General features: G+C 67.6%; 27 protein-coding genes. 14 read left to right on the top strand and 13 right to left on the bottom strand.

What is annotated here, in order from left to right; genetic code table 11:
• The 5 genes from pheS to thrS form a co-directional block, all read right to left on the bottom strand.
• Positions 1 to 996 (bottom strand): phenylalanine--tRNA ligase subunit alpha, encoded by a 996-nt coding sequence (pheS, locus tag PJ250_RS13525; protein ID WP_271645106.1) that lies wholly within the window; start codon positions 994 to 996, stop codon positions 1 to 3.
• Positions 997 to 1151: 155 nt separating this feature from the next.
• Positions 1152 to 1511, bottom strand: coding sequence for a 50S ribosomal protein L20 (gene rplT, locus PJ250_RS13520; protein ID WP_271645105.1), 360 nt, complete (start codon positions 1509 to 1511; stop codon positions 1152 to 1154).
• A gap of 11 nt (positions 1512 to 1522) precedes the next feature.
• On the bottom strand, positions 1523 to 1720 hold the full coding sequence (rpmI, locus tag PJ250_RS13515) for a 50S ribosomal protein L35 (protein WP_014160066.1): 198 nt from the start codon (positions 1718 to 1720) through the stop codon (positions 1523 to 1525).
• A 279-nt stretch (positions 1721 to 1999) separates the two neighbouring features.
• Positions 2000 to 2527 carry a translation initiation factor IF-3 gene (gene infC, locus PJ250_RS13510; RefSeq protein WP_271648644.1) on the bottom strand — a complete coding sequence of 176 codons (528 nt, stop codon included), beginning with the start codon at positions 2525 to 2527 and terminating at the stop codon, positions 2000 to 2002.
• Positions 2528 to 2581: 54 nt separating this feature from the next.
• Positions 2582 to 4486, bottom strand: a complete 1905-nt coding sequence (gene thrS, locus PJ250_RS13505) for a threonine--tRNA ligase (protein ID WP_271645104.1) — start codon at positions 4484 to 4486, stop codon at positions 2582 to 2584.
• Between the two features lie 325 nt (positions 4487 to 4811).
• Between thrS and tesB the strand changes: the two genes are divergently transcribed.
• The 4 genes from tesB to PJ250_RS13485 all read left to right on the top strand — a co-directional run bounded on the left by tesB (position 4812) and on the right by PJ250_RS13485 (position 8742).
• A complete protein-coding gene (gene tesB / locus PJ250_RS13500) occupies positions 4812 to 5726 on the top strand; it encodes an acyl-CoA thioesterase II (RefSeq protein ID WP_271648643.1) in 915 nt (304 codons plus the stop codon).
• Between the two features lie 9 nt (positions 5727 to 5735).
• A complete protein-coding gene (locus PJ250_RS13495; protein WP_271645103.1) occupies positions 5736 to 6269 on the top strand; it encodes a putative signal transducing protein in 534 nt (177 codons plus the stop codon).
• A gap of 65 nt (positions 6270 to 6334) precedes the next feature.
• The gene (locus PJ250_RS13490) at positions 6335 to 7489 is read left to right on the top strand and encodes an RNA polymerase sigma factor (protein ID WP_271645102.1); all 1155 of its coding nucleotides are present in this window, start codon (positions 6335 to 6337) and stop codon (positions 7487 to 7489) included.
• A gap of 98 nt (positions 7490 to 7587) precedes the next feature.
• Positions 7588 to 8742, top strand: coding sequence for an RNA polymerase sigma factor (locus tag PJ250_RS13485; protein WP_271645101.1), 1155 nt, complete (start codon positions 7588 to 7590; stop codon positions 8740 to 8742).
• A gap of 69 nt (positions 8743 to 8811) precedes the next feature.
• Here the strand turns inward: PJ250_RS13485 and PJ250_RS13480 are convergent, their stop codons facing one another.
• Positions 8812 to 9414 (bottom strand): EF-hand domain-containing protein, encoded by a 603-nt coding sequence (locus PJ250_RS13480; protein ID WP_271645100.1) that lies wholly within the window; start codon positions 9412 to 9414, stop codon positions 8812 to 8814.
• Between the two features lie 297 nt (positions 9415 to 9711).
• On the opposite strand from PJ250_RS13480, the gene PJ250_RS13475 reads away from it, so the two are divergent.
• Together PJ250_RS13475 and PJ250_RS13470 are read left to right on the top strand one after the other, a co-directional pair.
• The gene (locus tag PJ250_RS13475) at positions 9712 to 10449 is read left to right on the top strand and encodes an arginyltransferase (RefSeq protein ID WP_271645099.1); all 738 of its coding nucleotides are present in this window, start codon (positions 9712 to 9714) and stop codon (positions 10447 to 10449) included.
• A 37-nt stretch (positions 10450 to 10486) separates the two neighbouring features.
• Positions 10487 to 11692 carry an endonuclease/exonuclease/phosphatase family protein gene (locus tag PJ250_RS13470; RefSeq protein WP_271645097.1) on the top strand — a complete coding sequence of 402 codons (1206 nt, stop codon included), beginning with the start codon at positions 10487 to 10489 and terminating at the stop codon, positions 11690 to 11692.
• Between the two features lie 75 nt (positions 11693 to 11767).
• Here the strand turns inward: PJ250_RS13470 and PJ250_RS13465 are convergent, their stop codons facing one another.
• Together PJ250_RS13465 and purT are read right to left on the bottom strand one after the other, a co-directional pair.
• A complete protein-coding gene (locus tag PJ250_RS13465; protein WP_271645096.1) occupies positions 11768 to 12229 on the bottom strand; it encodes a DUF2846 domain-containing protein in 462 nt (153 codons plus the stop codon).
• Positions 12230 to 12330: 101 nt separating this feature from the next.
• Positions 12331 to 13527: a formate-dependent phosphoribosylglycinamide formyltransferase gene (gene purT / locus PJ250_RS13460; RefSeq protein WP_271645095.1), complete on the bottom strand. Its 1197-nt coding sequence runs from the start codon at positions 13525 to 13527 to the stop codon at positions 12331 to 12333.
• Between the two features lie 128 nt (positions 13528 to 13655).
• On the opposite strand from purT, the gene PJ250_RS13455 reads away from it, so the two are divergent.
• From PJ250_RS13455 to PJ250_RS13435, 5 genes are all read left to right on the top strand, one after another.
• Entirely contained in the window at positions 13656 to 14522 is an 867-nt protein-coding gene (locus PJ250_RS13455) for an SPFH domain-containing protein (protein WP_271645094.1), read from the top strand.
• 128 nt (positions 14523 to 14650) lie between these two features.
• On the top strand, positions 14651 to 14836 hold the full coding sequence (locus tag PJ250_RS13450; RefSeq protein ID WP_271645093.1) for a type II toxin-antitoxin system antitoxin: 186 nt from the start codon (positions 14651 to 14653) through the stop codon (positions 14834 to 14836).
• Positions 14833 to 15018 (top strand): DUF4177 domain-containing protein, encoded by a 186-nt coding sequence (locus PJ250_RS13445; RefSeq protein WP_271645092.1) that lies wholly within the window; start codon positions 14833 to 14835, stop codon positions 15016 to 15018. The genes PJ250_RS13450 and PJ250_RS13445 overlap by 4 nt, the downstream gene beginning before the upstream one ends.
• Positions 15015 to 15626, top strand: a complete 612-nt coding sequence (locus PJ250_RS13440; protein ID WP_271645091.1) for a hypothetical protein — start codon at positions 15015 to 15017, stop codon at positions 15624 to 15626. The genes PJ250_RS13445 and PJ250_RS13440 overlap by 4 nt, the downstream gene beginning before the upstream one ends.
• A 9-nt stretch (positions 15627 to 15635) precedes the next feature.
• Positions 15636 to 16454 (top strand): M15 family metallopeptidase, encoded by an 819-nt coding sequence (locus PJ250_RS13435; RefSeq protein ID WP_271645090.1) that lies wholly within the window; start codon positions 15636 to 15638, stop codon positions 16452 to 16454.
• A gap of 13 nt (positions 16455 to 16467) precedes the next feature.
• Here PJ250_RS13435 and PJ250_RS13430 read toward each other — a convergent pair whose 3' ends face one another.
• From PJ250_RS13430 to PJ250_RS13410, 5 genes are all read right to left on the bottom strand, one after another.
• The gene (locus tag PJ250_RS13430) at positions 16468 to 17142 is read right to left on the bottom strand and encodes a DNA-3-methyladenine glycosylase family protein (protein WP_271645089.1); all 675 of its coding nucleotides are present in this window, start codon (positions 17140 to 17142) and stop codon (positions 16468 to 16470) included.
• A gap of 10 nt (positions 17143 to 17152) precedes the next feature.
• Complete coding sequence (locus PJ250_RS13425; RefSeq protein ID WP_271645088.1) at positions 17153 to 17521, bottom strand: DUF423 domain-containing protein; 369 nt, start codon at positions 17519 to 17521, stop codon at positions 17153 to 17155.
• Positions 17522 to 17659: 138 nt separating this feature from the next.
• Positions 17660 to 18871 carry a polyketide cyclase gene (locus PJ250_RS13420; protein WP_271645087.1) on the bottom strand — a complete coding sequence of 404 codons (1212 nt, stop codon included), beginning with the start codon at positions 18869 to 18871 and terminating at the stop codon, positions 17660 to 17662.
• 376 nt (positions 18872 to 19247) lie between these two features.
• Complete coding sequence (locus PJ250_RS13415) at positions 19248 to 19889, bottom strand: response regulator (protein ID WP_271645086.1); 642 nt, start codon at positions 19887 to 19889, stop codon at positions 19248 to 19250.
• Complete coding sequence (locus PJ250_RS13410) at positions 19886 to 21118, bottom strand: sensor histidine kinase (protein ID WP_271645085.1); 1233 nt, start codon at positions 21116 to 21118, stop codon at positions 19886 to 19888. The genes PJ250_RS13415 and PJ250_RS13410 overlap by 4 nt, the downstream gene beginning before the upstream one ends.
• A gap of 158 nt (positions 21119 to 21276) precedes the next feature.
• Between PJ250_RS13410 and PJ250_RS13405 the strand changes: the two genes are divergently transcribed.
• The 3 genes from PJ250_RS13405 to minD all read left to right on the top strand — a co-directional run bounded on the left by PJ250_RS13405 (position 21277) and on the right by minD (position 23527).
• Entirely contained in the window at positions 21277 to 21873 is a 597-nt protein-coding gene (locus PJ250_RS13405) for a GNAT family N-acetyltransferase (protein WP_271645084.1), read from the top strand.
• A complete protein-coding gene (gene minC, locus PJ250_RS13400) occupies positions 21870 to 22634 on the top strand; it encodes a septum site-determining protein MinC (RefSeq protein WP_271645083.1) in 765 nt (254 codons plus the stop codon). Before PJ250_RS13405 ends, minC begins: the two co-directional genes overlap by 4 nt.
• Before the next feature lie 83 nt (positions 22635 to 22717).
• Positions 22718 to 23527, top strand: coding sequence for a septum site-determining protein MinD (gene minD / locus PJ250_RS13395; RefSeq protein ID WP_271645082.1), 810 nt, complete (start codon positions 22718 to 22720; stop codon positions 23525 to 23527).
• Positions 23528 to 23529: the final 2 nt, after the last annotated feature.

Raw genomic sequence — 23529 nt, 5'->3', positions numbered from 1 at the left:
TCAGGCGAACTGGCGCAGGAAGCGCACGTCGTTCTCGAAGAACGCACGCAGATCGCTCACGCCATAGCGCAGCATCGCAAAGCGCTCCACGCCCATGCCAAACGCGAAGCCGGTGTAGCGCTCCGGGTCGATGCCGCTGGCGCGCAGCACGTTGGGATGGACCATGCCGCACCCCAGCACTTCCAGCCAGCGGGTGCTGCCATCGGGCTGTTGCCAGGCGATATCCACTTCGGCACCGGGCTCCACGAATGGGAAATAGCTGGGCCGGAAGCGCATCTCGAAGTCGCGCTCGAAGAAGGCGCGCACGAACTCGGCCAGCGTGCCCTTGAGATCAGCGAAGGTGGAATGCTCGTCGACCAGCAACCCCTCGACCTGGTGGAACATCGGCGAGTGGGTCTGGTCGCTGTCGCTGCGATACACCTTGCCCGCGGCGATCATGCGCAACGGCGGCTGATGCTCGGCCATGTAGCGCACCTGCACGCCCGAGGTATGCGTGCGCAGCAGGCGCCCATCGCCGAAATAGAAGGTGTCGTGCATGGCGCGCGCCGGATGGTGCGGCGGGAAGTTCAGCGCCTCGAAGTTGTGCCAGTCGTCCTCGATCTCCGGGCCATCGGCCAACTCGTAGCCCAGGCGACCGAAGATATCGGCGATGCGCTCCAGGGTGCGGGTGATCGGGTGCAAGCCACCACGACCGCCGTTGCGGCCCGGCAGGGTGATGTCGATGGCTTCACCGGCCAGGCGCGCGTCGAGCGCGGCATCTTCCAGCACGGCCTTGCGCTCGTACAGCGCCTGCGAAATCGCGTCACGCGCGCGGTTGATGGATTCGCCAGCCGCCTTGCGTTGATCGGCCGGCAGGGTGCCGAGTTGCTTGAGCTGGGCGGTGACCTGGCCGCTCTTGCCCAGCAGCGCCACGCGCAGGGATTCGACCGCATCGGGTGCACCAGCGGCAGCGATGTCGGCCAGCGCCTGCGCGGTGAGGGATTCGATTTCGCTCATCGGTCCTTGGAAGTCCTTTGGGATTCCGGCGGACCCGCACACCTTTACGGGTCGCCAAAAACAACATGGGGAAGGACTTGCGCCCTTCCCCATGCATGTCTGCCGCTCTCCGGTTGGCCACCGGCCCGCCGAAGCGGACCGGTGCGGAGGGTGCATTACGCCGCGAGCGCGCCCTTGGCCTTTTCAGCCAGCGCCGTAAAGCCGGCGGCGTCGTGGACGGCGATGTCCGCCAGGACCTTGCGATCCAGGGTGATGCCAGCCTTGAGCAGGCCGTTCATGAAGCGGCTGTAGCTCATACCGTTCAGACGGGCCGCCGCATTGATGCGGGTGATCCACAGCGAGCGGAAGTTGCGCTTCTTCTGCTTGCGGCCGATGTACGCGTACTGGCCAGCCTTGATGACGGCCTGCTTGGCAACGCGGAACACCTTGCGACGGGCGTTGTAATAGCCCTTCGCACGGCTCAGGACCTTCTTGTGACGGCGACGTGCGGTAACGCCACGCTTGACTCGTGCCATGGTCTATATCCTCAGAGGTAGGGCAGCATGCGGTTCAAACGGCCGGAATCTTCGGCGCGAATGATGTTCGTCGCACGAAGACCGCGCTTCCGCTTGGTCGCCTTCTTGGTGAGGATGTGGCTACGGTTGGCGTGGCCAGCCTTGAACTTGCCCGACGCGGTCTTGCGAAAACGCTTCGCAGCCGCCCGGTGGGTCTTGATCTTGGGCATTGCTAGATCCTTGTGGTCTTCGATAACTGGCCTGGGCGGTGGCTGCGCCACACTTTCCGTCCTGCCCGAACCGGCTTGTAAGTCACTGATCCGCAAGGATCATGACGGGTTCCATCTGACCCGAGGGCCAGCCCGGCACGAAACCGGGCCGCGCATGATACATGGCGCGCGTTTTCCTTGCAAATCAGGGGCTTTGCCGCCCACTCCAGACATGACAAGACCGGGCCATGCCCGGTCTCGCTGCCAGCCTCGCGGCACCCGCAGGCGCCGGCGAAGGGGTTACTGCTTCTTCTTCGGCGCGATCATCATGACCATCTGCCGACCCTCAAGGCGCGGGCGCGATTCGATCACGATGTCCTCGCCCAGGTCGTTTTCGATGCGCGTGGCCATCTCGCGCCCCAATTCCTGGTGGCTCATCTCGCGGCCGCGGAAGCGGATGTTGACCTTGACCTTGTCACCCTCTTCCAGGAACCGGCGCATGTTGCGCAGCTTGATCTGGTAGTCGCCTTCGTCGGTGACCGGGCGGAACTTGAGTTCCTTGATCTCGACCTGCTTGGTCTTCTTCTTGGCCTCGTTGGCCTTCTTCTGGGCTTCGAACTTGAACTTGCCGAAGTCCATGATCTTGCACACCGGCGGGTCGGCCTGTGGCTGGATCTCGACCAAGTCCAGGCCTTCGTCCTCGGCCATGGCCAGCGCTTCGTCACGCGAAAGCACGCCGATCATCTCGCCGCCGCTGCCGATCACGCGGACGCGCGGAACGCGGATCTCTTGGTTCTTTCGGTTTTGCTTGTTGTCAGGGGTACTGATGTTGCAGTCTCCGTTATGGGGTGGGCCGACACCCGTCCGGTGTCGGCTCCTTGATCACGCTGCGTGCTCGGTGCGCAGCCGCTCGGCGAATGCCTGGACGCTCATTGTGCCCAAATCCTCGCCTGAGCGCGTGCGCACGGCAACAGCGCCATTTTCCTTCTCGCGGTCGCCGACCACCAGCAGGTAGGGGACCCGTTGCAGCGTATGCTCGCGGATCTTATAGCCGATTTTCTCGTTCCGCAAATCCGAAACGACCCGGAAGCCTTGATTCGCAAGGATTTTCTTCACCTCGTCGACATACTCGGCCTGGGCATCGGTGATGTTGGCCACCACGGCCTGGACCGGCGCCAGCCAGGCCGGATAGGCCCCGGCATGGTGCTCGATCAGGATGCCGATGAAACGCTCCATTGAGCCGACGATCGCCCGGTGCAGCATGACCGGGTGCTTTTTCTGGCTGTTTTCGTCGACATACTCGGCGCCGAGCCGGGCCGGCATCATGAAATCCACCTGCATCGTGCCCAGCTGCCAGGTGCGGCCGATGGCGTCCTGCAGGTGGTATTCGATCTTTGGGCCATAGAAGGCGCCTTCGCCCGGCAGCTCCTGCCATTCCACCCCGCAGCTGCGCAGGGCCGAGCGCAGCGCGTCCTCGGCCTTGTCCCAGGTAGCGTCGTCGCCCAGGCGCGATTCCGGGCGCAAGGCGATCTTGATCTGGATGTCCTGGAAGCCGAAGTCCGAATACACCTTCAGCGCCTGCTGGTGGAAGGCGGTCACCTCGGATTCGATCTGCGCCTCGGTGCAGAAGATGTGGCCATCGTCCTGGGTGAAGCCGCGCACGCGCAGGATGCCGTGCAGCGCGCCGGAGGGCTCGTTGCGGTGGCAGGCGCCGAACTCGCCATAGCGGATCGGCAGGTCGCGATAGCTGTGCAGGCCCTGGTTGAACACCTGAACGTGGCCCGGGCAGTTCATCGGCTTGACCGCGTAGGTACGCTTCTCCGACTCGGTGAAGAACATGTTCTCCTGGTAGTTGTCCCAGTGGCCGGACTTCTGCCACAGCGACACGTCCAGGATCTGCGGGCAGCGCACCTCGCCGTAACCGCTCTCGCGATAGACCCGGCGCATGTACTGCTCGACCACCTGCCACAGCGCCCAGCCCTTGGGATGCCAGAACACCAGGCCCGGGCCCTCTTCCTGCAGGTGAAACAGGTCCTGCTGCTTGCCGATGCGGCGGTGGTCGCGCTTTTCGGCTTCCTCGATGCGCTGGATGTAGGCGTCCAGCTGCTTCTTGTCGGCCCAGGCGGTGCCGTAGATGCGCTGCAGCTGCTCGTTCTTGGCATCGCCGCGCCAGTAGGCGCCGGAAATGCGGGTCAGCTTGAACGCCTTGAGGAAGCGGGTATTGGGCACGTGCGGGCCGCGGCACATGTCCACGTATTCCTGATGGTAGTACAGGCCCATGGCCTGGACATCGTCGGACATGTCCTCGATCAGGCGCAGCTTGTAATCCTCGCCGCGGGCCTTGAAGGTCTCGATGACCTCCGCGCGCGGGGTCATCTTCTTGATGACGTCGTAGTCCTCGGCGATCAGCTCGCCCATGCGCTGCTGGATCGCCTCCAGATCCTCCGGGGTGAAGGGACGCTCGGAGTAGATGTCGTAGTAGAAGCCTTCGGCGATGACCGGGCCGATGACCATCTTCACGTCCGGATACAGCTGTTTGACCGCGTGGCCGACCAGGTGCGCGCAGGAGTGGCGAATGATCTCCACGCCCTCGGCGTCCTTGGGCGTGATGATGCGCAGGGCCGCGTCATGGTCGATCACATCGCTGGCGTCGACCAGCACGCCGTCCACGGCACCGGCGACGGTGGCCTTGGCCAGGCCCGCGCCGATGGACTGGGCCACCTGCATGACGGAAACGGGGGCTTCGAATTCGCGGCGGCTGCCGTCGGGAAGAGTAATGGTGATCATGGGTCTGCGAGTCGGTCTGGGGCCGCCGGCGGCAGCGGCCGCGCGGCATGACGGGAATTGGGGACGAAAAGCCTGAAATACAAAAGGCGCCCTGTGGGCGCCTTGCAAGCAGGGTCCACGTGGCGAGTCAGCAGTGGGCGGTGGTAGTGCTCATGTCGCACGCTCGGCCGGCGCAGGGCGCGGGCCACCTGTTCCCTTGGGGGACGGAATGAGGCGCCGATGATAGCGCGGATTGGGGCGAAATCTCCCATCGGCCGAGCCTCCATAACCCGCGGGCCGCCCGGGGGGCGCGGCTATACTGCCGCCCAACCCCGCCGTGACCGCGCTGCCCGTGCCGCCTGAACCCGTCGTCGCCGAACTGATCGACCTGCTGTCCCTGGAACGGCTGGAGGACAACCTGTTCCGGGGCCAGAGTCGGGACATCGGCACCAAGTACGTCTTCGGTGGCCAGGTGCTGGGGCAGGCGCTGTCCGCGGCGCAGGCCACCGTCGATCCGGCTGGTGCGCGGCGCGCGCACTCGCTGCACGCGTACTTCCTGCGCGCTGGCGACGTGGAAGCCCCCATCGTCTACGACGTGGACCGCACGCGCGACGGCGGCAGCTTCTCGGTGCGCCGGGTGACCGCGATCCAGCACGGCAAGGTGATCTTCTTCTGCGCGGCGTCCTTCCAGGGCGACGAACCCGGGGTCGAGCACCAGCCGGAGATGCCGCAGGTGCCGGCGCCGGAAGCCATCGATGAACAGCCTTCGGTGCCAGCGGAGGTCATGGCGACCCTGCCGCCCAAGGTGCAGCGCTGGCTCAACCGGCTGGGTCCGTTCGAGTTCCGCCACGTGCAGCCGCGCAACGAGCTGGATCCGCAGCGCCTGCCGCCGCGCCAGCAGTTCTGGTTCCGGCTGAGCGAACCGGTCGGCGATTCGCCGGAGCTGCACCGCGCCCTGCTGGCCTATGCCTCGGACTACCAACTGCTGGGCACGGCCAATTTCCCGCACGGCATCAGCTACTACCAGCCCAATGTGCAGATGGCCTCGCTGGACCATGCCCTGTGGTTCCATCGCCCGTTCCGCGCGGACGACTGGCTGCTCTACGCCATCGACAGCCCGACCGCGCAGAATTCGCGTGGCATGGCCCGCGGGCTGATCTTCGACCGCGCAGGTCGCCTGGTGGCCAGTACCGCGCAGGAAGGCCTGGTCCGGGTGGTGCCCACCGCTGGCGATGCCGCCCACGTGCCGGCCAAGGAATAGAGACCCGCCATGCGCCAAATCTTCACCAGCCAGCGCGTCGAGACCGTCGAAGGCGTGGCCGAGCTGCTCCAACAGGCCGGCATCGCCACCTATATCAGCAACGGGCGCTCGTACCACGGGCGCCGCGGCAGTCAGTTCAAGTACTCCGAGCCGACCGCCAAGGCCAAGCAACCCACCGTGTGGGTGCGCCACGCCGACGATCAACCGCGGGCGCGCGAACTGCTGCGCGAGCGCGGCCTGCTGGAGAGCACCCGCCCCGGCCAGTCGCGCATGATCGAGTTCGCCGATCGTGACGACGGCGCGACCGGCAAGCGCCCCTGGGCCCTACGCATCCGCCTGGTGTTGCTGGCGCTGATCGTGGCCGCCGCGGCCTTCACCTTCCTGCATCATCGGGACATGCGCCAGCAGGCCCAGGCCGAAGCGCAGGCCGCCGCCGCGCGCGCGGCCCGGCAGCCGCAACGCAGTCCGCAGGACGACGGCCTGAAAGAGGACGAGCAGCGCGTGCGGATCCCGATGCTGCCGCCCGCGCCGCCCGCCAAGTGAGATGAGCGGTCACATCCTGTGACCAGACCCGTCATGGGTCGTGAACTTCCACAGGATTCCCGACCGTGCATGCCCTGACCCTTGATGACACGCTGCACCGCGACCTGCCAGCCGCCCGCCACGGCGACGCCGCCGCATACGGACGCATCGTGTCGGCCTGCCAGAACACTGTCACCGCCATCGCCCTGGCGATCACCCGCGACGTGGGCGCCAGCGAGGACATTGCGCAGGACGCCTTCCTGCGCGCCTGGCAACAGCTGGACCGACTGAAGAACCACGACAGCTTCCTGCCCTGGCTGCGCCAGATCACCCGCAACCTGGCGCGCGACCACCTGCGCGCGCGCAGCCACGCAGCCATGACCGGTGAGCAGGCCGAGCTGGCCATCGCCATCGCCGCAGATCCAGCACCGCAGCCGGCCGAGCACCTGCTGATCACCGAGCAGGAGACCGTGGCCGCCGACATCATCGGCGCGCTGCCTGAAGACAGCCGCGAAACCCTGCTGCTGTACTACCGCGAAGGCCAGAGTTCGCGTCAGGTCGCCGCCTTGCTGGGTCTGTCCGATGCCGCCGTGCGCAAGCGCCTGTCGCGCGCCCGCGACACGGTCCGCGAGGAACTCCTGCAGCGATTTGGCCAGTTTGCCCGCGGCAGCGCGCCCTCTGCGGCGTTCACCGCCACCCTGGCAGGGATGATTAGCGTCGCCGCCAAACCGGCGGCAGCGGCCACGGTGGAAGTGGCTGCCGGAACGCTGGGCGGCGGCATGCTGGGCAAGCTGGCGCTCGGCAGTGTCGGCGCTGCCGGGCTGGGCACGGTCCTGGGCGCCCTGCTGGGCGGTGGCATCACCACCTGGCTGATGCGCAAGGTGCTGTTCCGCTTTACCGAAACGCCAGAAGAACGAAACGCCGTCTGGGCCGCCTATCGACGCTACATCGTGGTCAGCATGGTCTGGTTTGGCGCGGTACTGGTTGTGGCCGCATTCACCACCCAGGCCTGGCTCTTCGCGCTGTCGGTGCTTATGAGTCTGGGAGCCATCACCTACGAGATGCTGGTCCCGCTGCGCCAGGTCATGGCGCCGCTGATCGCCCGGGACACCGCGCGCGCGCCGCAGACCGCGGCCAGACGCCAACTCGCTTACCGACTGAGCTTCGGCGTCGGCGCCATCCTGGTCACCGACCTCGCCATGCTGGTCCTGGCGCTGCCATTTTTCCTGGCGCGCTTGTAGGCTCGGGCCGGATCGTAGACACACAACGGGGTCGCGAGCGGGTCGTCACATCAGTCGCCTGGGCGTGTCCTGTTCCACGATCTTCACTGGGAACCGCCATGTCCGCCATCGCACTTGACCTCGATCTGACCCTGCGCCGCGAATTGCCGGCCGCCGCGCGCGGCGACCGTGACGCCTACGGCCGCATCGTCAGCGCCTGCCAGAACACGGTCACCGCTGTGGCCTGGGCTATCACCCGTGACGTGCAGGCCAGCGAGGACATCGCGCAGGACACCTTCCTGAGCGCCTGGAAGCATCTGGGCACACTGAAGCAGCCGGACAGCTTCCTGCCCTGGATTCGCCAGATCGCGCGGAACCTGGCCCGCAACCACCTGCGCAGCACGCGACAACGCCCGCTCTCCGGCCCGCAGGCAGAGCTGGCGATCGAACTGGCCGCCGACACCGCGCCAACGCCCGACGAGCGGCTGTTGCAGACCGAGGAGGAATCGGTCGCAGCCGAAGTCATCGCCACCCTGCCCGAGGACGCACGCGAGACCTTGATGCTGTACTACCGCGAAGGCCAGAGTTCGCAGCAGGTGGCCAACTTGCTGGGACTGACCGATGCGGCGGTACGCAAGCGCCTGTCGCGTGCGCGCGAGGCCGTGCGCGGCGAACTGCTGGCGCGTTTTGGCGAATTCGCCCGCGGGACCGCACCGGCCGCCGCCTTCACGCTGGTGGTGACCAGCGCCTTGACCGTGGCCGCGCCACCGGCCGCCGCAGCCACGACGCTTGGCCTGGCGGGCAGCGCCGGGGCCAAGGGCCTGGGCAAAGTGCTGCTGGGAAGCCTGGGCGGGATCGGGGCCGGCCTGGCTGGCGCGGGGCTGGGGATCTGGTGGGGACTGCGGCGCAATCTGCGCGGCGCCATCGATGCCCGCGAACGCGCCGAGCTCAAGCGCAGTGCCCTGATCAATGCGGCGGCCAGCGTCGTCTTCGTGCTGGCGATGTGTGCCTGCGCCACGCTCCGCGTCGGCTGGGTGCCTCTCATCAGCCTGACGGCCGTCTTCTTCGGCGTGATCTTCTGGCAGTCGGCCATCGTCGAGCCGCGCATCAAGGCGCGCCGGCATGCACAGGAAGCCGCGATCGATCCGGAAGCGGCCGCGAAGCGTCGCCGGCGCGAACGCGCGATGTGCTGGCTGGGAATCACACTGGGACTGGTGTGCGGCGGGGGCGGACTGCTGTTGGCGGTGCTGCGCGCCGGGCTGCCGGCGTTCTGATCCTCGCCCCGAATCGAAACAAAAAGCCCGCGCCGATGAAGGCGCGGGCCGGTCAGCATGTGCGGACGATCAGCTGCCCTGCGCGGCCTCGTCCCTGGGCGGCGGCGGCATGTGCCCGTCCCCCGGGCCATGGCCGCGACGGCCGGGGCCATGCATCGGGCGCTCTGGCTTGGCCGCCTCGAATTCGGCCTTGCTCAGCATGCCGTCCTTGTTGGTATCGGCCTTGGCGAAGAACGCGTCGCGTCGCTGTTTCATGCCCAGCTCGCGATCGGCCTTGTCGATGAAGCCATCCTTGTTGAGGTCCATCTGCGCGAAGTGCTCGGCAAAGCGCGGATCGGCCTTGGCCTCCTCGGCGCTGATGCGGCCATCCTTGTTGGTGTCCAGCTTGGCCATGCGCTCGCCGTGACGCGGGCCGTGGTGATGGCGGCCATGGTGCGGGTGCGGCATCTCATCACGCGACAGCTCCCCATCCTTGTTCTTGTCCAGGGTGTCGAACTCCTTGGCCAGTCGCGGTGATGCCGCAGCTTCGGCCCGGCTGATCTGGCCATCCTGGTTGGTGTCCAGCGACTTGGGCGGGGGCGGGGGTGTTGCAGCGTCCTGCGCGACAGCCAGCGCGGTGCCGCCCCCCAGTGTGGCGACGATGGCGAGGGCGATCAGGGTCTTACGGATCATGTGCATTCCTTCAGGTCCGTGGCTGCTTGCCACTGACTGGGAAAACGCCGGGGCGGCGCGGGCGTTGACCCTCCCAGCAGCGCCGTTAAGACAGGGGACAGTCCCGTCAACGACGCTTGCACCGCTGGCCGGCACTCGTGGCGCATCCCTCGAACCGATGGCTGCGCTCGTGGCGGTCTCAGGCAGCAAGACTGGCAGGGCGCAGTATGCTGGGGCCATGGTTGCCCTCCCCGCCCGCCATCCAAGTTGCACAGCACCGCCCGATGCACCCGGTGGATGCGCCCGGAGGTCGGCGTGATGGGAACCAATTCCGCGAGCCCGCGTGAGGACGTACGCTTGTTCCATACCGGCGAGCACCCGTGCGGCTACTGGCCCGAACGGGTGGCGCGCGACCTGGTGCTGGACCCGCGCGATCCCCGCCTGGCGATGTTCTATCCCACCGCGCTGTCCTGGGGTTTCCGCCGTTCCGGCGACCTGGTCTATCGCCCCCACTGCCAAGGCTGTCGCGCCTGTGTCCCGGTGCGCATCCCGATAGACCGCTTCACGCCGGATCGTAGCCAGCGACGGTGCGCGGCACGCAACGCGCGCGTCGAGGCCCGCGTCGTACCGGCTCAGCGCAGCGCCGAACACCTGGCCCTGTACCAGCGCTACCTGACCCATCGCCACGCCGGTGGCGGCATGGACGACCATGGAGCGGCCGAGTTCGAACAGTTCCTGGTCGGGCGCTGGTCGGACAGCCGCTTCCTGGAACTGCGCGAGGATGGGCGACTGCTGGCCGTGGCGGTCACCGACCTGGTGCCGCAGGCGCTCTCGGCGGTCTACACCTTCTTCGACCCCAACGATGCCGCGCGCAGCCTGGGCACCCTGGCCATCCTGCGCCAGCTCGAATGGGCTCGCCGCGACCAGCGCCAGTGGCTGTACCTGGGGTACTGGATCGCCGGGCACCGCAAGATGGATTACAAGCGACGCTTCACGCCGCTGGAGGCCTTCGACGGGCGTCGCTGGGACGACATCGAGGATGTGTTGGGGCCGTGAGCCCGATGATGTCGTCGTCGCGCCCTAGAATCGCGCCATGCCTCTTTCCCGTGCCCTGTCTTTACTGATGAGCCTCGCCTGCCTGACCGCCTGTGCTCACAACGCCGCGCCGTCCAATGCGCCCACGCCGTTCCGGGTGGCGACCTACAACACCTCGCTGTATTCGGACCAGGCCGGCGGCCTGATCGCCGAATTGCAGGGCGACAGCGCGCATGCGCGCAAGGTCGCCGCGGTGCTGCAGGACGTGCGCCCGGATCTGGTCCTGCTCAACGAGTTCGACTACGACCCCGAACACCGCGCCGCAGACCTGTTCCAGCGCAAGTATCTGGAAACCCCGCAACCCGGCGGCGGACCGGCGCTGCGCTATCCCTATCGCTATCTGGCACCGGTCAACACCGGCGTGCCCAGCGGATTGGATCTGGACAACAACGGCCGCGTGGGGGGCGCGGCGCGCGACTACGGCAACGATGCCTGGGGCTACGGCCTGCACCCGGGGCAGTACGGGATGCTGGTGCTGTCGCGGTATCCGATCGATGTGGACGCGGTGCGCAGCTTCCGCCTGCTGAAGTGGTCCCAGGTGCCCGGCGCCGCCAATCCGGTCGATCCGCGCAATGGCAAGCCCTGGTATTCGGCCGTGGCCTGGCCGCAATTGCGGCTGTCGTCCAAGTCACACTGGGATGTCCCGGTGCATGCGCCCGGCGGCGTCGTGCATTTCCTGGTCTCGCACCCGACGCCGCCCGTGTTCGACGGCCCGGAAGACCGCAACGGCCAGCGCAACGCGCAGGAAATCGGCCTGTGGCGGCACTACCTGGACAACGACGCCGCGGACGCGCGTTGGCTCTGCGACGACGCCGGCCGCTGCGGCGGACTGGAGGCTGCCGCGCGGTTCGTCATCGCCGGCGATCTCAACAACGACCCGGTCGACGGCGACGGTCACCATGAGGCCATCGTCGAACTGCTCGAACATCCGCGCGTGCTGCGCCATCCCACGCCGACCAGCGCCGGCGGCGAGGCGACCGCGCGCGCCTACGCGGCCAAGGGGCTGGTCCGCAAGGGCGCGCCGGAGCAGGTCACCGGCGATTTCGGGCCAAAAGCCGGCGCGATGCGGCTGGATTACGTGCTGCCGTCGATGGGCTTCTCGTACCTGGGCGGCGGCGTGTTCTGGCCGCCGAAGTCCGACCCGCGCTCGGCCATCGCCGATGGCAGCGACCATCACCTGGTGTGGGCCGACCTGCAGTTCTGAGCACTCACTTCCAGCGCGTTAAACGCGACAGGCGCCCTTCGGCGCCTGTTGTTCAAGCGAAAAGACTCGAGCCATTTACGAGCACTTGCCCGACTTGGCCAGATTGAGCTCCGATATCTCTTGCTTGCCTTCCTCGTCCGATACGCGTTCAAGCCTGGCGCCTCCGACGAACACGCCCATTTTGATGATCTGACGGATGAAATAGTTCTTCCCTGCCTCGGCATAGAGCAGCAGATCATTCGGCGAGAACTCCGATTCGGTGGAGAGCGTGTGCTCCTTCCCACCATCGACCTGCTCGTAGAAGAACACTTTGCCAGCCGACTGGCCGACGCATTTCCCGTCGATCCATACATCCTTCTTCAGCGCCTTGCCCACAAAGCTGCTGCGATAGACGTAAATACCTGCCTTGCCATCGGCAGGCGCTGGAAACGCCTTCGCCGCAGCCGAATCCGCGCTCGTCGAAAGCGGGACGCTTGCACAACCAGACGACAGCACAGCAACGGCGAGCACAAGCCCGCCGATCCAGAACTTACTCACGTGACTCCCCCTGTCAGGCTTCCCAGCCGCCACATACGGCAGGCCGAAATATCGGCAATCCTCGCCCCAAGCGCAAGCCGCGCTGCGCTGTCCTTCGCTGCTTATTCCAAAGCGATCTGGATCGCCGCCGCGGCATCGCGCGCGGTGGCGCGGGCGGCGTCGATGTCGGCTCCACGCGCCAGGGTCACCCCGACGCGACGCTGGCCTTCCACGCGCGGCTTGCCGAACAGGCGCAGCGCGGTCTGAGGCGCCACCAGGGCGGCCTCGACGTTGGCGAACACCGGGGTGCCGTGTCCCTGCGCAAGCAAGGCGCACGAGGCCGACGGCGCCAGCACCGGGATCACCTCGCCGTCGGCCGCCCCCACCGGCAGGCCAAGAATGGCCCGGGCATGCAGCGCAAACTCGCTCAGGTCCTGCGAGGCGAGCGTGACCAGCCCGGTGTCGTGCGGGCGCGGCGAGACCTCCGAGAACCAGACCTCGTCCCCCTTCACGAACAGCTCCACGCCGAACAGCCCGCGCCCGCCCAGGTCGTCGGTAATGGCACGGGCGATCTGCTGGGCGCGCGCCAGCGCGGCCGCGCTCATCGGCTGCGGCTGCCAGCTCTCGCGGTAATCACCGTCCTTCTGCCAGTGGCCGACCGGCGCGCAGAAGCTGGTGCCGCCGGCATGGCGCACGGTCAGCAGGGTGATCTCGTAATCGAAGTCGATGAAGCCTTCGACGATGCAACGCCCCGCGCCGGCGCGGCCGCCGGTCTGCGCGTAGTCCCATGCCGGGCCGATGTCGGCCTCGCTGCGCAACGTGCTCTGGCCCTTGCCCGAGGAGGACATCAGCGGCTTGACCACGCACGGCAGGCCAACGGCCTTCACCGCCGCCTCGTACTCCTCACGGCTGTCGACAAAGCGGTACGGGGAGGTTGGCAGGCCCAGCGTTTCGGCAGCCAGGCGACGGATGCCTTCGCGGTCCATGGTCAGGCGCGCGGCGCGCGCGGTCGGGATGACCTGCAGGCCATCGGCTTCCAGCTCGACCAGGGTCTGGGTGTGGATGGCCTCGATCTCCGGCACCACCAGGTGCGGCCGCTCGGCGGCGATCAGCGCACGCAGCGCGGCCGGATCGAGCATGTCCAGCACATGGCTGCGATGGGCCACCTGCATGGCCGGCGCATCGGCGTAGCGATCCGCGGCGATGACCTCCACCCCGAAACGCTGCAGCTCGATGGCCACCTCCTTGCCCAGTTCACCCGAGCCCAGCAGCAGGACGCGGGTGGCGGAGGAGGACAGCGGGGTGCCGAGGGTGGTCATAGCGGAGGCCAGCGGGCGGAAGGGGCGCCAATTCTAGCGAGGTCGGCCAGGCGACCACCCGACGAGCGGTGCTTGCGCTTGATATCAAACTGATATCAAATAATCTCAACCACTCAAGGACGTCCACCATGAAAGAAAAGTCGCTTGGTTCCGCTGCCGGCATCCCGGTGCTGCTGGCGGTCATCGTCGTGCTGCTGCTGGCGGGCTGGGGCATCGTTGGCACGGTGGTGCATCACTTCACACCGCTGATGCTGATCCCCAGCGTCGCGGGGATCGCGCTCGGCATCTTTGTCCTGTCCGGCGTCTACATGGTCGAACCCAACCAGGCGGCGGTGCTGAGCCTGTTCGGCAAGTACGTGGGGACGGTCAAGGACAACGGCCTGCGTTGGAACAACCCCTTCTACGCCAAGCGCAAGGTCAGCCAGCGCGTGCGCAACTTCGAGAGCGGCCGGCTCAAGGTCAACGAGCTGGACGGCAGCCCGATCGAGATCGCCGCAGTGATCGTGTGGCAGGTGGTCGATGCCTCCGAGGCGGTCTACAACGTCGACGACTACGAGAGCTTCGTGCACATCCAGTCCGAGGCCGCCCTGCGCGCCATGGCCACCAGCTATCCCTATGACCAGCACCAGGATGACCAAATCTCCCTGCGCAGCCATCCGGCGGAAATCAGCGAGCAGCTCAAGCGACACCTGGACGAGCGCCTGACCCAGGCCGGTGTGGACGTGATCGAGGCGCGCATCAGCCATCTGGCGTATGCGCCCGAGATCGCCGGGGCCATGCTCCAGCGCCAGCAGGCCAACGCGGTGATCGCCGCGCGCACGCGGATCGTCTCCGGCGCGGTCGGCATGGTCGAAATGGCGCTGACCGAACTGGAGAAGACCGGCACGGTCCAGCTGGACGAGGAGCGCCGCGCCGCCATGGTCAGCAACCTGCTGGTGGTGCTGTGCAGCGACCGTGCGACCCAGCCGGTCATCAATGCCGGCACCTTGTACTAGTCGCGCATCCATTCGCGCATGGCCCGCCCCCCCGCTGGGCGGGCCGTTCAAGGAATCAGGCGCACACCGACGCTCCAAGCCCTACCACGTTGTACAGGCCCCACCCCAACAGGCAATCCTCCGACCGCATGGCAGACAAGAAGGCCTACCCGCTGCGCATCAGCGCCGAGGTGCTCGCCGCCGCCCAGAAATGGGCCGACGACGATCTGCGCTCGCTCAACGCGCAGATCGAGTACGTGCTGCGCGATGCCTTGCGCAAGGCCGGTCGCCTGCCACGGCCAACGCCCACGCCCGATGCAGAGGACGACGCATGAGCACCGCAAACCGCTGGAGTTACCACACCGTCGAGGTCAAGCCCAGCCTGATGGGCGGCTTGAAGACCGAGCTGATCCAGGAAGAACTCACCCGGCAGGGCAACCTGGGCTGGGAATTGGTCAATGTGATCGTGCCGGCGCCGATGACGCCGGTGGTGCTCGTGTTCAAGCGCCCGCAATGAACCGCATGCGCACACCACCGCCCCCCGCGGGCGCGCTGCGGCTGACGCCCCCCTCCAGCCGCGCGCATCTGTGGCTGTTCGTCACCACCCTGTGCGTGCCAGTGCTGTGTGCGGCCGTCTCCACGGCACTGTCGCCTCCGCAGGCGCGCGTGCTGCCGCAGGGCATCGCCCTGTCCACGTCGATGCTGGCCCTGGCAGTGCCTGCCGCCGTGTTGCTGGTGGGCCTGATGCTGTGGGGCCTCCTGGCGGCCGCGCTGCGGCGGCAATCACTGTCCATCGAGGAGCGTTGCCTCACCGTGCGCAGTACGTTCTTCCGGACCCGGGTCGATCTGGACGCGCTGCTGCTGGACCAGGCGCGCGTGGTCGACCTGGACGAACGCCGTGAATGGCGTCCCTGGCTCAAGGTCCGCGGGTTCTCCCTGCCCGGGCTGCGCAGCGGGTGGTACCGGCTGCGCGACCGGCGCAAGGCCTTCGTCGCCATCGCCGGCAGCCACCGCGTGCTGGCACTGCCGACCACGGCCGGACATGCACTGCTGCTCGACGCCCCCGACCCGGCGCGACTGCTGCAGCGGCTGCGCGCGCTGGCAGGCCCCGCACGCGCCGGCTAGAGTGCGCCGATGCCCGCACGCCCCCGCCCGTCCGTCGCCGCCACCCTGCTCAACACCGACCAGATCGAGCTGTGGCCCGCCGCGCTCCTGCGCGCCCGGAGCAACGGCGACGCCCGGGTGATCGCGCGCGCCAGCCGCATCCTGCGGCGCAAGAGCGATGGCCGCTATCTGGCGGCCGTGGTGCCTGAGGGCCTGGTCGGCCTGCTGCCGGGCTGGAGTCGCAGCGAGGGCCTGGAGCAGGCGCTGGATCGGCTCGAGGCGGTCGAGCAGACACGCCGCGCGCCCGCACCGGATACCGAAGGCACCCTGCCCCTGTACGGCCTGCGCCAGCGCCTGGAAACCCTGGAACTGGACGCCGATGACTATGCGCGCCGCACCGGCCTGGCATTGGTCGGCGAGCCGGCGACCCTCGCCCTGGCCGGCTTTGACCGGTACCGCAGGCCGCTGTGGATGACCGCCGCCGCCGGCCAGGCATGGCGCGCCCTGCAGGCCGCTGCCGCGACCGAAGGCGTGCGCCTGGAGGCGATCTCCGGCTATCGCAGCCACGCCTATCAATTGGGGATTTTCGAGCGCAAGCGCGCGCGCGGGCAGCGCGTGGCGCAGATCCTCACCGTCAATGCCGCGCCCGGCTACAGCGAACACCACGGCGGCGATGCGCTGGACATCGGTACGCCGGGGCAGCCGCCGGCGGAGGAAAGCTTCGAGCACACCGAAGCCTTCGCCTGGCTGACCGCGCATGCGGGGCGCTTCGGCTTCCACATGAGCTATCCGCGCGACAACCCGCACGGCATCGTCTACGAGCCCTGGCACTGGCGGCATCAGCGCTGAAGCCGCGGGGCTTTCAGTCCTGCGAGCGGTTCGTCGGCGCGGCGGCCTTGCCGTCGAAGTCGGCGATCCGCCAGAGATAGAGACTGGCGTAGGTGCGATACGGCCCCCAGCGTTCACCGCGGGCGGCAAGCTCCTTCGGCGTGGGCATCAACGCCGCCTTGTCGACCAGCTGCGCCCCCTTGCGGATGCCCAGGTCATCGATGGGCAGGATGTCCGGCCGGCCAAGCCGGAACATCAGCATCATCTCCACCGTCCAGCGTCCGATGCCACGGATCGGCACCAGCGCCTCGACGATCTGGTCGTGGTGCATGTGCTGCATCTGCCGCAGCGTGGGAATCTCGCCACGTTGCTCGCGCGCGGCCAGGTCACGCAGCGCCAGGGTCTTGTTGCCCGAGACGCCACAGGCGCGCAGCCCGGCGTCATCCACCCGCCCCAGCGTATCGAAGTGCAGCCGGCGACTGCCGATCGCCTGCTCGACACGCCCGACGATCGTGGAAGCCGCCTTGCCGGAGAGCTGCTGGAACAGGATCGCGCGGGCCAGGGCATCGACCGGATCGAAGGTCATGCGCCAACGCGGCTCGGCCTCGAGCATGCCGATGCGCTTCATCCACGCGCCAAGCCTGCGGTCGCGCCGAGTCAGGTGATCCCAGGCGGCCTGTGTGTCGAACCCGCGCGCATGCCGTGGCATTGGCCCGGCCCTAACGCCGCAGCGCGTCGATGGCCCAGAGCAGCCAGGCCAGGATCATGGCCATGCCCCCGGCCGGGGCCAGCGTGGTCGGCGTCCCGGCCAGCACGTTCAGCGCCAGGCTGCCGGAGAACGCCAGCGTGCCGACCAGCAACAGCCGCAGCGCCCAGCGTCCCAGCGCGCGCGCGGCCCGCGGCGCCAGCGCGGCCAGTGCGACGCCGTTGCCGAAGGCGTACAGGCAGGCGGTGTTGAGAAAGGATTGGGCCTTGGCATCGGCCACGCCGTGGGCGGCGTAGGCAGCAAGCCCGATGGACAGCGCGCACAGCAGCGCGCCAAAGGCGGCCGAGGGCGTCGGGACGGAACGTGAGCGAACCAATGACATGCGGGTCCCCTTGTCGGTCAGGCACCCGGCCCTTCGGCATCGTGCCCTGAAATGAAAACGCCGCGCCCTGTCGGGGGCGCGGCGTCGTCGACATCCTTGCAGCAGCGCGGTGCCGTCAGGCCCGCGCCACCCGCGCGATCAGTACTTGATCGCCCAGTAGATGTTGTAGGTGGAGCTTTCGTCAGTGAACGACTTGTCCACGCCGCTGTTCCAGGTCTCGTACGGACGGTCGGTCATGGCATGGCCGTTGGTCATCGCCCAGGCGCGCAGGCCGTTGCGGGCGGCTTCCAGCTCGGACATGTAGCCGGTGTACTTGGCCGTGGCGGCCTGGTGCGGCTGGGTATGGACATAGTTGACCGGGGTGCCGGCGACCTTCACTTCCAGCTCAGGCGCATCGGTGGTCGGTGCTTCCGGCGTTTCGGCCGCAGCGGTCTCCTCAGCCTTGTCGGCGTCGTCCTGCTTGGCATCGTCCTTCTTGGCATCGTCGGACTTCTCGCCCTTCGGGCCGGTGCCCTTCTTGCGGACCGGCTGGACCACATCGAACGTATAGGTCTGCGAGGCCAGTTCGGTGCTGACGATGCGCAGCGGACCGGCGGTCTCCAGATCGTTGGATTCCATCACGCGCTTGATCCACTCCTGGTCGGAGTTGATCGCCTTCTTGATGGCGTCGTTGTTGCGATCGATGCTGCCCGCGCTGACGACCAGCAGGTTCTCGGCCGGCACATCGGCGATCTTCATGTCGGTCAGCTTGCTGCCATCGACGCGGTAGTCGAAGTTCGGGATCGTGGCCAGATTGGTCGACAACTTGCGCAGGCCCGCATCGAGCGAATCACCGACCTGGCTCTTCAGGTACATGCCCAGGAAGCGACCGTAGAGGTTCCAGCCGTAGTCCACGTCATAGGACTGGGTGATGCGCACGTTGCGGTTGTTGCGGCCGGTCGGCTTGAGGTCGATCTCGCTGACCTTGTTGGTGCCCGGCGCGTTGTCGCTGATGGCGTAGGTCACCTTGCCGGTGTCGCCGCTGCCCGCAGGCATCTTGCTGTCGGTGATTTCCCAGCTGCCCTGCTTCCAGGCGGTCACGTGGTCGGAGCTGAAGCTCACCTTGGCGCCCTTGCCCACGTTACCTTCGGCACCGCCGGAATAGTTCAGGACCGCCGGATCGCCCGGCAGCATGAGGCTCCAATCCTTGAGGCGACGCACGTTGTTCACCGTGTCATACACGATGGTCATCTTGCGGTTGCTCTCCACGCTTCCCTCGAGATGCCGATGCGACGGCAAGACCACGCCGATGACCAGGAACAGCACCAATACCAGTGCCAGGGCAATCAGGAACTCGAGCAAACGGGTCATTCAGCGGTCTCCGGGGGCCGGTGAGAGGCCTTAAGGTGGTGGGCGAGCAAGTTCCCAATCGTAGCAGGCTTGATGAGCGCTGCGCAGCCTGAACAATCGCCCTGAGCCACTGATTCTGCTGCGAAAACGAAGTCTTAACAGACCAATGCCGGACCGGCTGCCCTTGGTGTGCCGCCGTGGTGCCGCGGAGGCCGGACCAAGCACCATGGCAGGGCATCGCCGCGACACGCTCCGGCGCAACACGCCAGCGAGGCAACCGCGGATCTCCAGGGCCGGCACCCTCGCCTTGCCAGAATTCAGGCCACGCCTGGGCCCTGGCACGTCCAAGCCGCCCCTGCCCGGTGCCCCGCCCCGTCGAACAGATCCTTGGCGAGCTTCAGACCAACTGCAGTTCGAAGGCTTTGAGGACCGCGCGGGTGCGGTCACGCACGCCCAACTTGGAGAGGATGTTGGACACGTGGTTCTTGATGGTGCCCTCAGCCACGCCCAGCGAATTGGCGATCTCCTTGTTGGAGAAGCCCGAGGCCATCAGGCGCAGGATCTCGGTCTCCCGATCGGTCAGCGGATCGGGGCGATCCAGGCTGACGAACTCGTTGCGCATGTGCTCCAGGCCCGAGAGCAGGCGCTGGGTCACCGCCGGCTGGACCAGCGAGCCCCCGTCGGCCACGGTACGGATGGCCCCGACCAGCTGCTCCAGGGAGACGTCCTTGAGCAGATAGCCCTTGGCACCGGCCTTGAGCCCGGCCAGGACCAGCTGGTCGTCGTCGAAGGTGGTCAGGATGATCGACGGCGGCAGCTGGCCGGCGCGGGCCAGGGCCTGCAGCGCCTCCAGTCCGGACATCGCCGGCATGCGCATGTCCATCAGGACCACGTCGGGCTTGAGTTGGGGAATCAGCGCGACGGCCTGCTGGCCGTCGGCGGCCTCGCCGACCACTTCGATACCGTCATCCAGGGCCAGCAACGAACGGATGCCCTGACGGACCAGGTTCTGGTCGTCGACCAGGCAGACACGGATCATGGAATGTCTCCAGTGGAAGTAAGCACGGCGGCAGAGGTCACCGGACCGGCAAGCAGCGGATCATCGCTGCCGGCCGACAGACGCAGCGACAGGCGAAAGCCCTGCCCATCGGAAGTATCGACCTGCATCTGACCGCCATACTGGCGCAGGCGCTCGCGCATGCCCCGCAAGCCATTGCCGGCGTTGAACTCGCTGGCGCCGCGGCCATCGTCGCGCGCGTTCATCAGCAGGTCCAGGCCTTCACGCTGGCAGCTGATCCACAGGTTGCGCGCGCCGGCGTGGCGCACCGCGTTGGTGATGATCTCCTGGGCACAGCGCAGCAGCACATGGGCGCGCTCGGGGTCTTCCAGGGTCAGTGGTTCGTGCAGGTCCAGGTGGATCTGCAGGGAAGGCACGTGCTCGGCCAGCGGCCGCAGCGCAGCGGCCAGGTCGATCGCGCCGGACTCGCGCAGCTGGCTGACCGCCTCGCGCACATCGGTCAGCAGCAGCCGGGCCAGCGTATGGGCCTGGCGCACGTGCTCCTGGGCGCGTCCCTGGGTGACATGGCCGGCCACCTCCAGGTTCAGGCTCAGGGCCGTCAGGTGATGGCCCAGCAGGTCGTGCAGCTCGCGCGAGATGCGGGTGCGCTCATTGACCCGGGCGCTCTCGGTCAGCAGGGCGCGGGTAGACCGCAGTTCGGCGTTCAGCCGGCGCTGCTCCTCGCGCGCCTGCGCCTGCTGCCGCGCCACGTAGGCGGTGACCAGCACGAAGGCCGCAAAGCCCACATAGAAGGAGGACTGGAACACCGATTCCCACAGGTTGAAGTCGTCGCGGGCCATGAACGAGGGCACCAGCGGCACGTGGGCGAACATCAACCACAGCACCGCCCAGCGCAACTCCAGCATCCAGGGCAGCACCCCAGCCACCACCACCAGCAGCAGCGCGCCCAGACCGGTCTGGGTGTAGAAGCCGACGGCCACGCTGGAGGAGATCATCACCAGCAGGACCACCACGTTCACCAGACTGGGATGCTGAGGCGGTCGCTCGTGCAGGGCGCGGGTGGCCAGCCAGTAGCACAGGCCGAAGGCCAGGTAGGCCAGCAGCGACATCGGCACGTTCAGCCCCGCGCCCTCGGCCCCGCGCGAAGGCGGCAGGAACCAGACGTTCAGGACGATGGGAATCCCCACCAGCGCCCAGGTGTAAAGCCCGGCGGCGCGCAGCAGACGGGTATGGGGGATTCGCTCGAGCATGTCGGCATCTTACGGCGCCGCGGTGCCGCGCAACCCGGCCTGAAGTCATGCCCGTTTCCCGCGCCAAGCGGGCCACCACGCCCCGCAGGCGCGGCCGCCCATGCGATAATCGGTGCTCCCCCGCGCAATCGGGGTGTGGTTTCTCTGGAGCAAGCCCGATGTCGATCGTCATCCGCGATGTGCGCGAGCACGAGCTGGATTCCGTCCTGGCCCTGAACAACAACGCGGGCCTGGCGATCCTGCCGCTGGACAGCGCGCGCGTGCACGACTTCTATGAACGTGCCGAATACTTCCGCGTCGCCGAGCGCGACGGCAACCTGGCCGGCTTCCTGGTCGGTTTTGGCTCCGGCGTGGGCCACGACAGCAGCAATTACGCCTGGTTCCAGGAACGCCATCCCGAATTTTTCTACATCGACCGCATCGTGGTCGCCAGTCGGCGTCGCGGTGGCGGTGTCGGCCGCGCCTTCTATGCCGACGTGCAGAGCTATGCCGAGCTGCGCTACCCGCAGCTGGCCTGCGAGGTGTTTCTTGACCACGGCGCGGACCCGGCGCTGCTGTTCCACGGCAGCTTCGGCTTCCGCGAGATCGGCCAGCACGTGATGCCAGAGGTCAAGGTGCGCGCCAGCATGTTGATGAAGGAGCTATGCAGCTACCCCTGGGTCCTGGAGACCTACGGCGGCAAGCTGCCCGAGGTGCCGTGGACCCAGGCACGCCGCTACACCGCGGCCGGCGCCCAGAGGCCGACCGGAACATGAGCGCACCTTCCCCTGTCGCCGGCTACGAGCAGGCCGGCGAACTGAAGATCGGCCAGGTCGGCGTCGCCAACCTGCGCGTGCGCACCCTGGATGTCGAAGCGCTGGTGCGCGAGATGCGCGAGCGCGTGCAGCGCGCGCCCAAGCTGTTCGGGCGCGCCGCGGTCATCATCGACTTCGGCGGCCTGATGCGCACGCCCGACGTGGACACCGCCCGGGCCCTGCTCGAGGGCCTGCGCGCGGCCGGTGTCCTGCCCATCGCCCTGGCGTACGGCACCTCGGAGATCGAGGCCCTGTCCGAGCAGCTCGGCCTGCCCCTGCTGGCCAAGTTCCGCGCCCAATACGAACGCAGCGAACCGGCGCCCGCCCCGGCCCCGCCGCCGGTCGCGCCCGCCCCTGAGCCGGCCCCAGCACCGCCGCCCAAGAGCCCGGCCCAGCCGGGTCTGGTGCAGAAGACCGCCGTGCGCTCGGGCCAGCAACTCTATGCCGAGCAGCGCGACCTGACCGTCCTGACCACGGTCGGCGCCGGGGCCGAAGTCATCGCCGACGGCTCGATCCATATCTACGGTCCCCTGCGCGGCCGCGCCCTGGCCGGCGCACAGGGCAACCAGGAGGCGCGTATCTTCTGCAGCGCCTTCCATGCCGAACTGGTCGCCATCGCCGGGCACTACAAGGTCCTGGACGACGTCCCCCGTGCCCTGCACGGCAAGGCCGTGCAGGTCTGGCTGGAAGACGGACAACTGAACATCGCCGCGCAGGATTGACCCGCGCGGCGCCGGCGCCGGTCCCCCGGCCGGTGCCACCTGCAACATGCATCCATCGCACCCCCTTTTTTCGGAGAACACCATTGGCTGAGATCATCGTCGTCACGTCCGGCAAGGGCGGCGTAGGCAAGACCACCACCAGCGCCAGCATCGCGTGCGGCCTGGCCCGTCGCGGCAAGAAGGTCGCGGTCATCGATTTCGATGTCGGCCTGCGCAACCTGGACCTGATCATGGGCTGCGAGCGCCGGGTGGTGTACGACTTCATCAACGTCACCCAGGGCGAGGCCACCCTCAAGCAGGCCCTGATCAAGGACAAGCGCTTCGATACGCTGTTCGTGCTGGCCGCCTCGCAGACCCGCGACAAGGACGCACTGACGTCCGAGGGCGTGGAGAAGGTGCTCAAGGACCTGGATGCCGACGGCTTCGACTTCGTGGTGTGCGATTCGCCGGCCGGCATCGAGAAGGGCGCCTTCCTGGCGATGTACTTCGCCCACAAGGCGATCGTGGTGGTCAATCCGGAAGTGTCCTCGGTGCGCGACTCCGACCGCATCCTGGGCCTGCTGGATTCCAAGACCCGCCGCGCCGAGGAGGGCAAGACCATCAGCCCGCAGCTGCTGCTGACCCGCTACAACCCGGCCCGCGTGGAGACCGGCGAGATGCTGTCCATCAAGGACGTGGAGGAAGTGCTGGGCCTGAAGACCATCGGCGTGATCCCCGAGTCCGGCGACGTGCTCAACGCCTCCAACAAGGGCGAACCGGTGATCCTGGATCTGGAATCGCCCGCCGGCCAGGCCTATGACGACGCCGTGGCCCGCCTGCTGGGTGAAGACCGTCCGATGCGCTTCACTACATTCGAGAAGAAGGGCTTCTTCAGCAAGCTGTTCGGAGGTTGAGC

It is taken from the genome of Pseudoxanthomonas sp. JBR18 (assembly GCF_028198165.1).
Classification (GTDB): domain Bacteria; phylum Pseudomonadota; class Gammaproteobacteria; order Xanthomonadales; family Xanthomonadaceae; genus Pseudoxanthomonas_A.
Note: the sequence above shows the minus strand (reverse complement) of the source record. Positions and strands in the feature narration are given on the sequence as shown.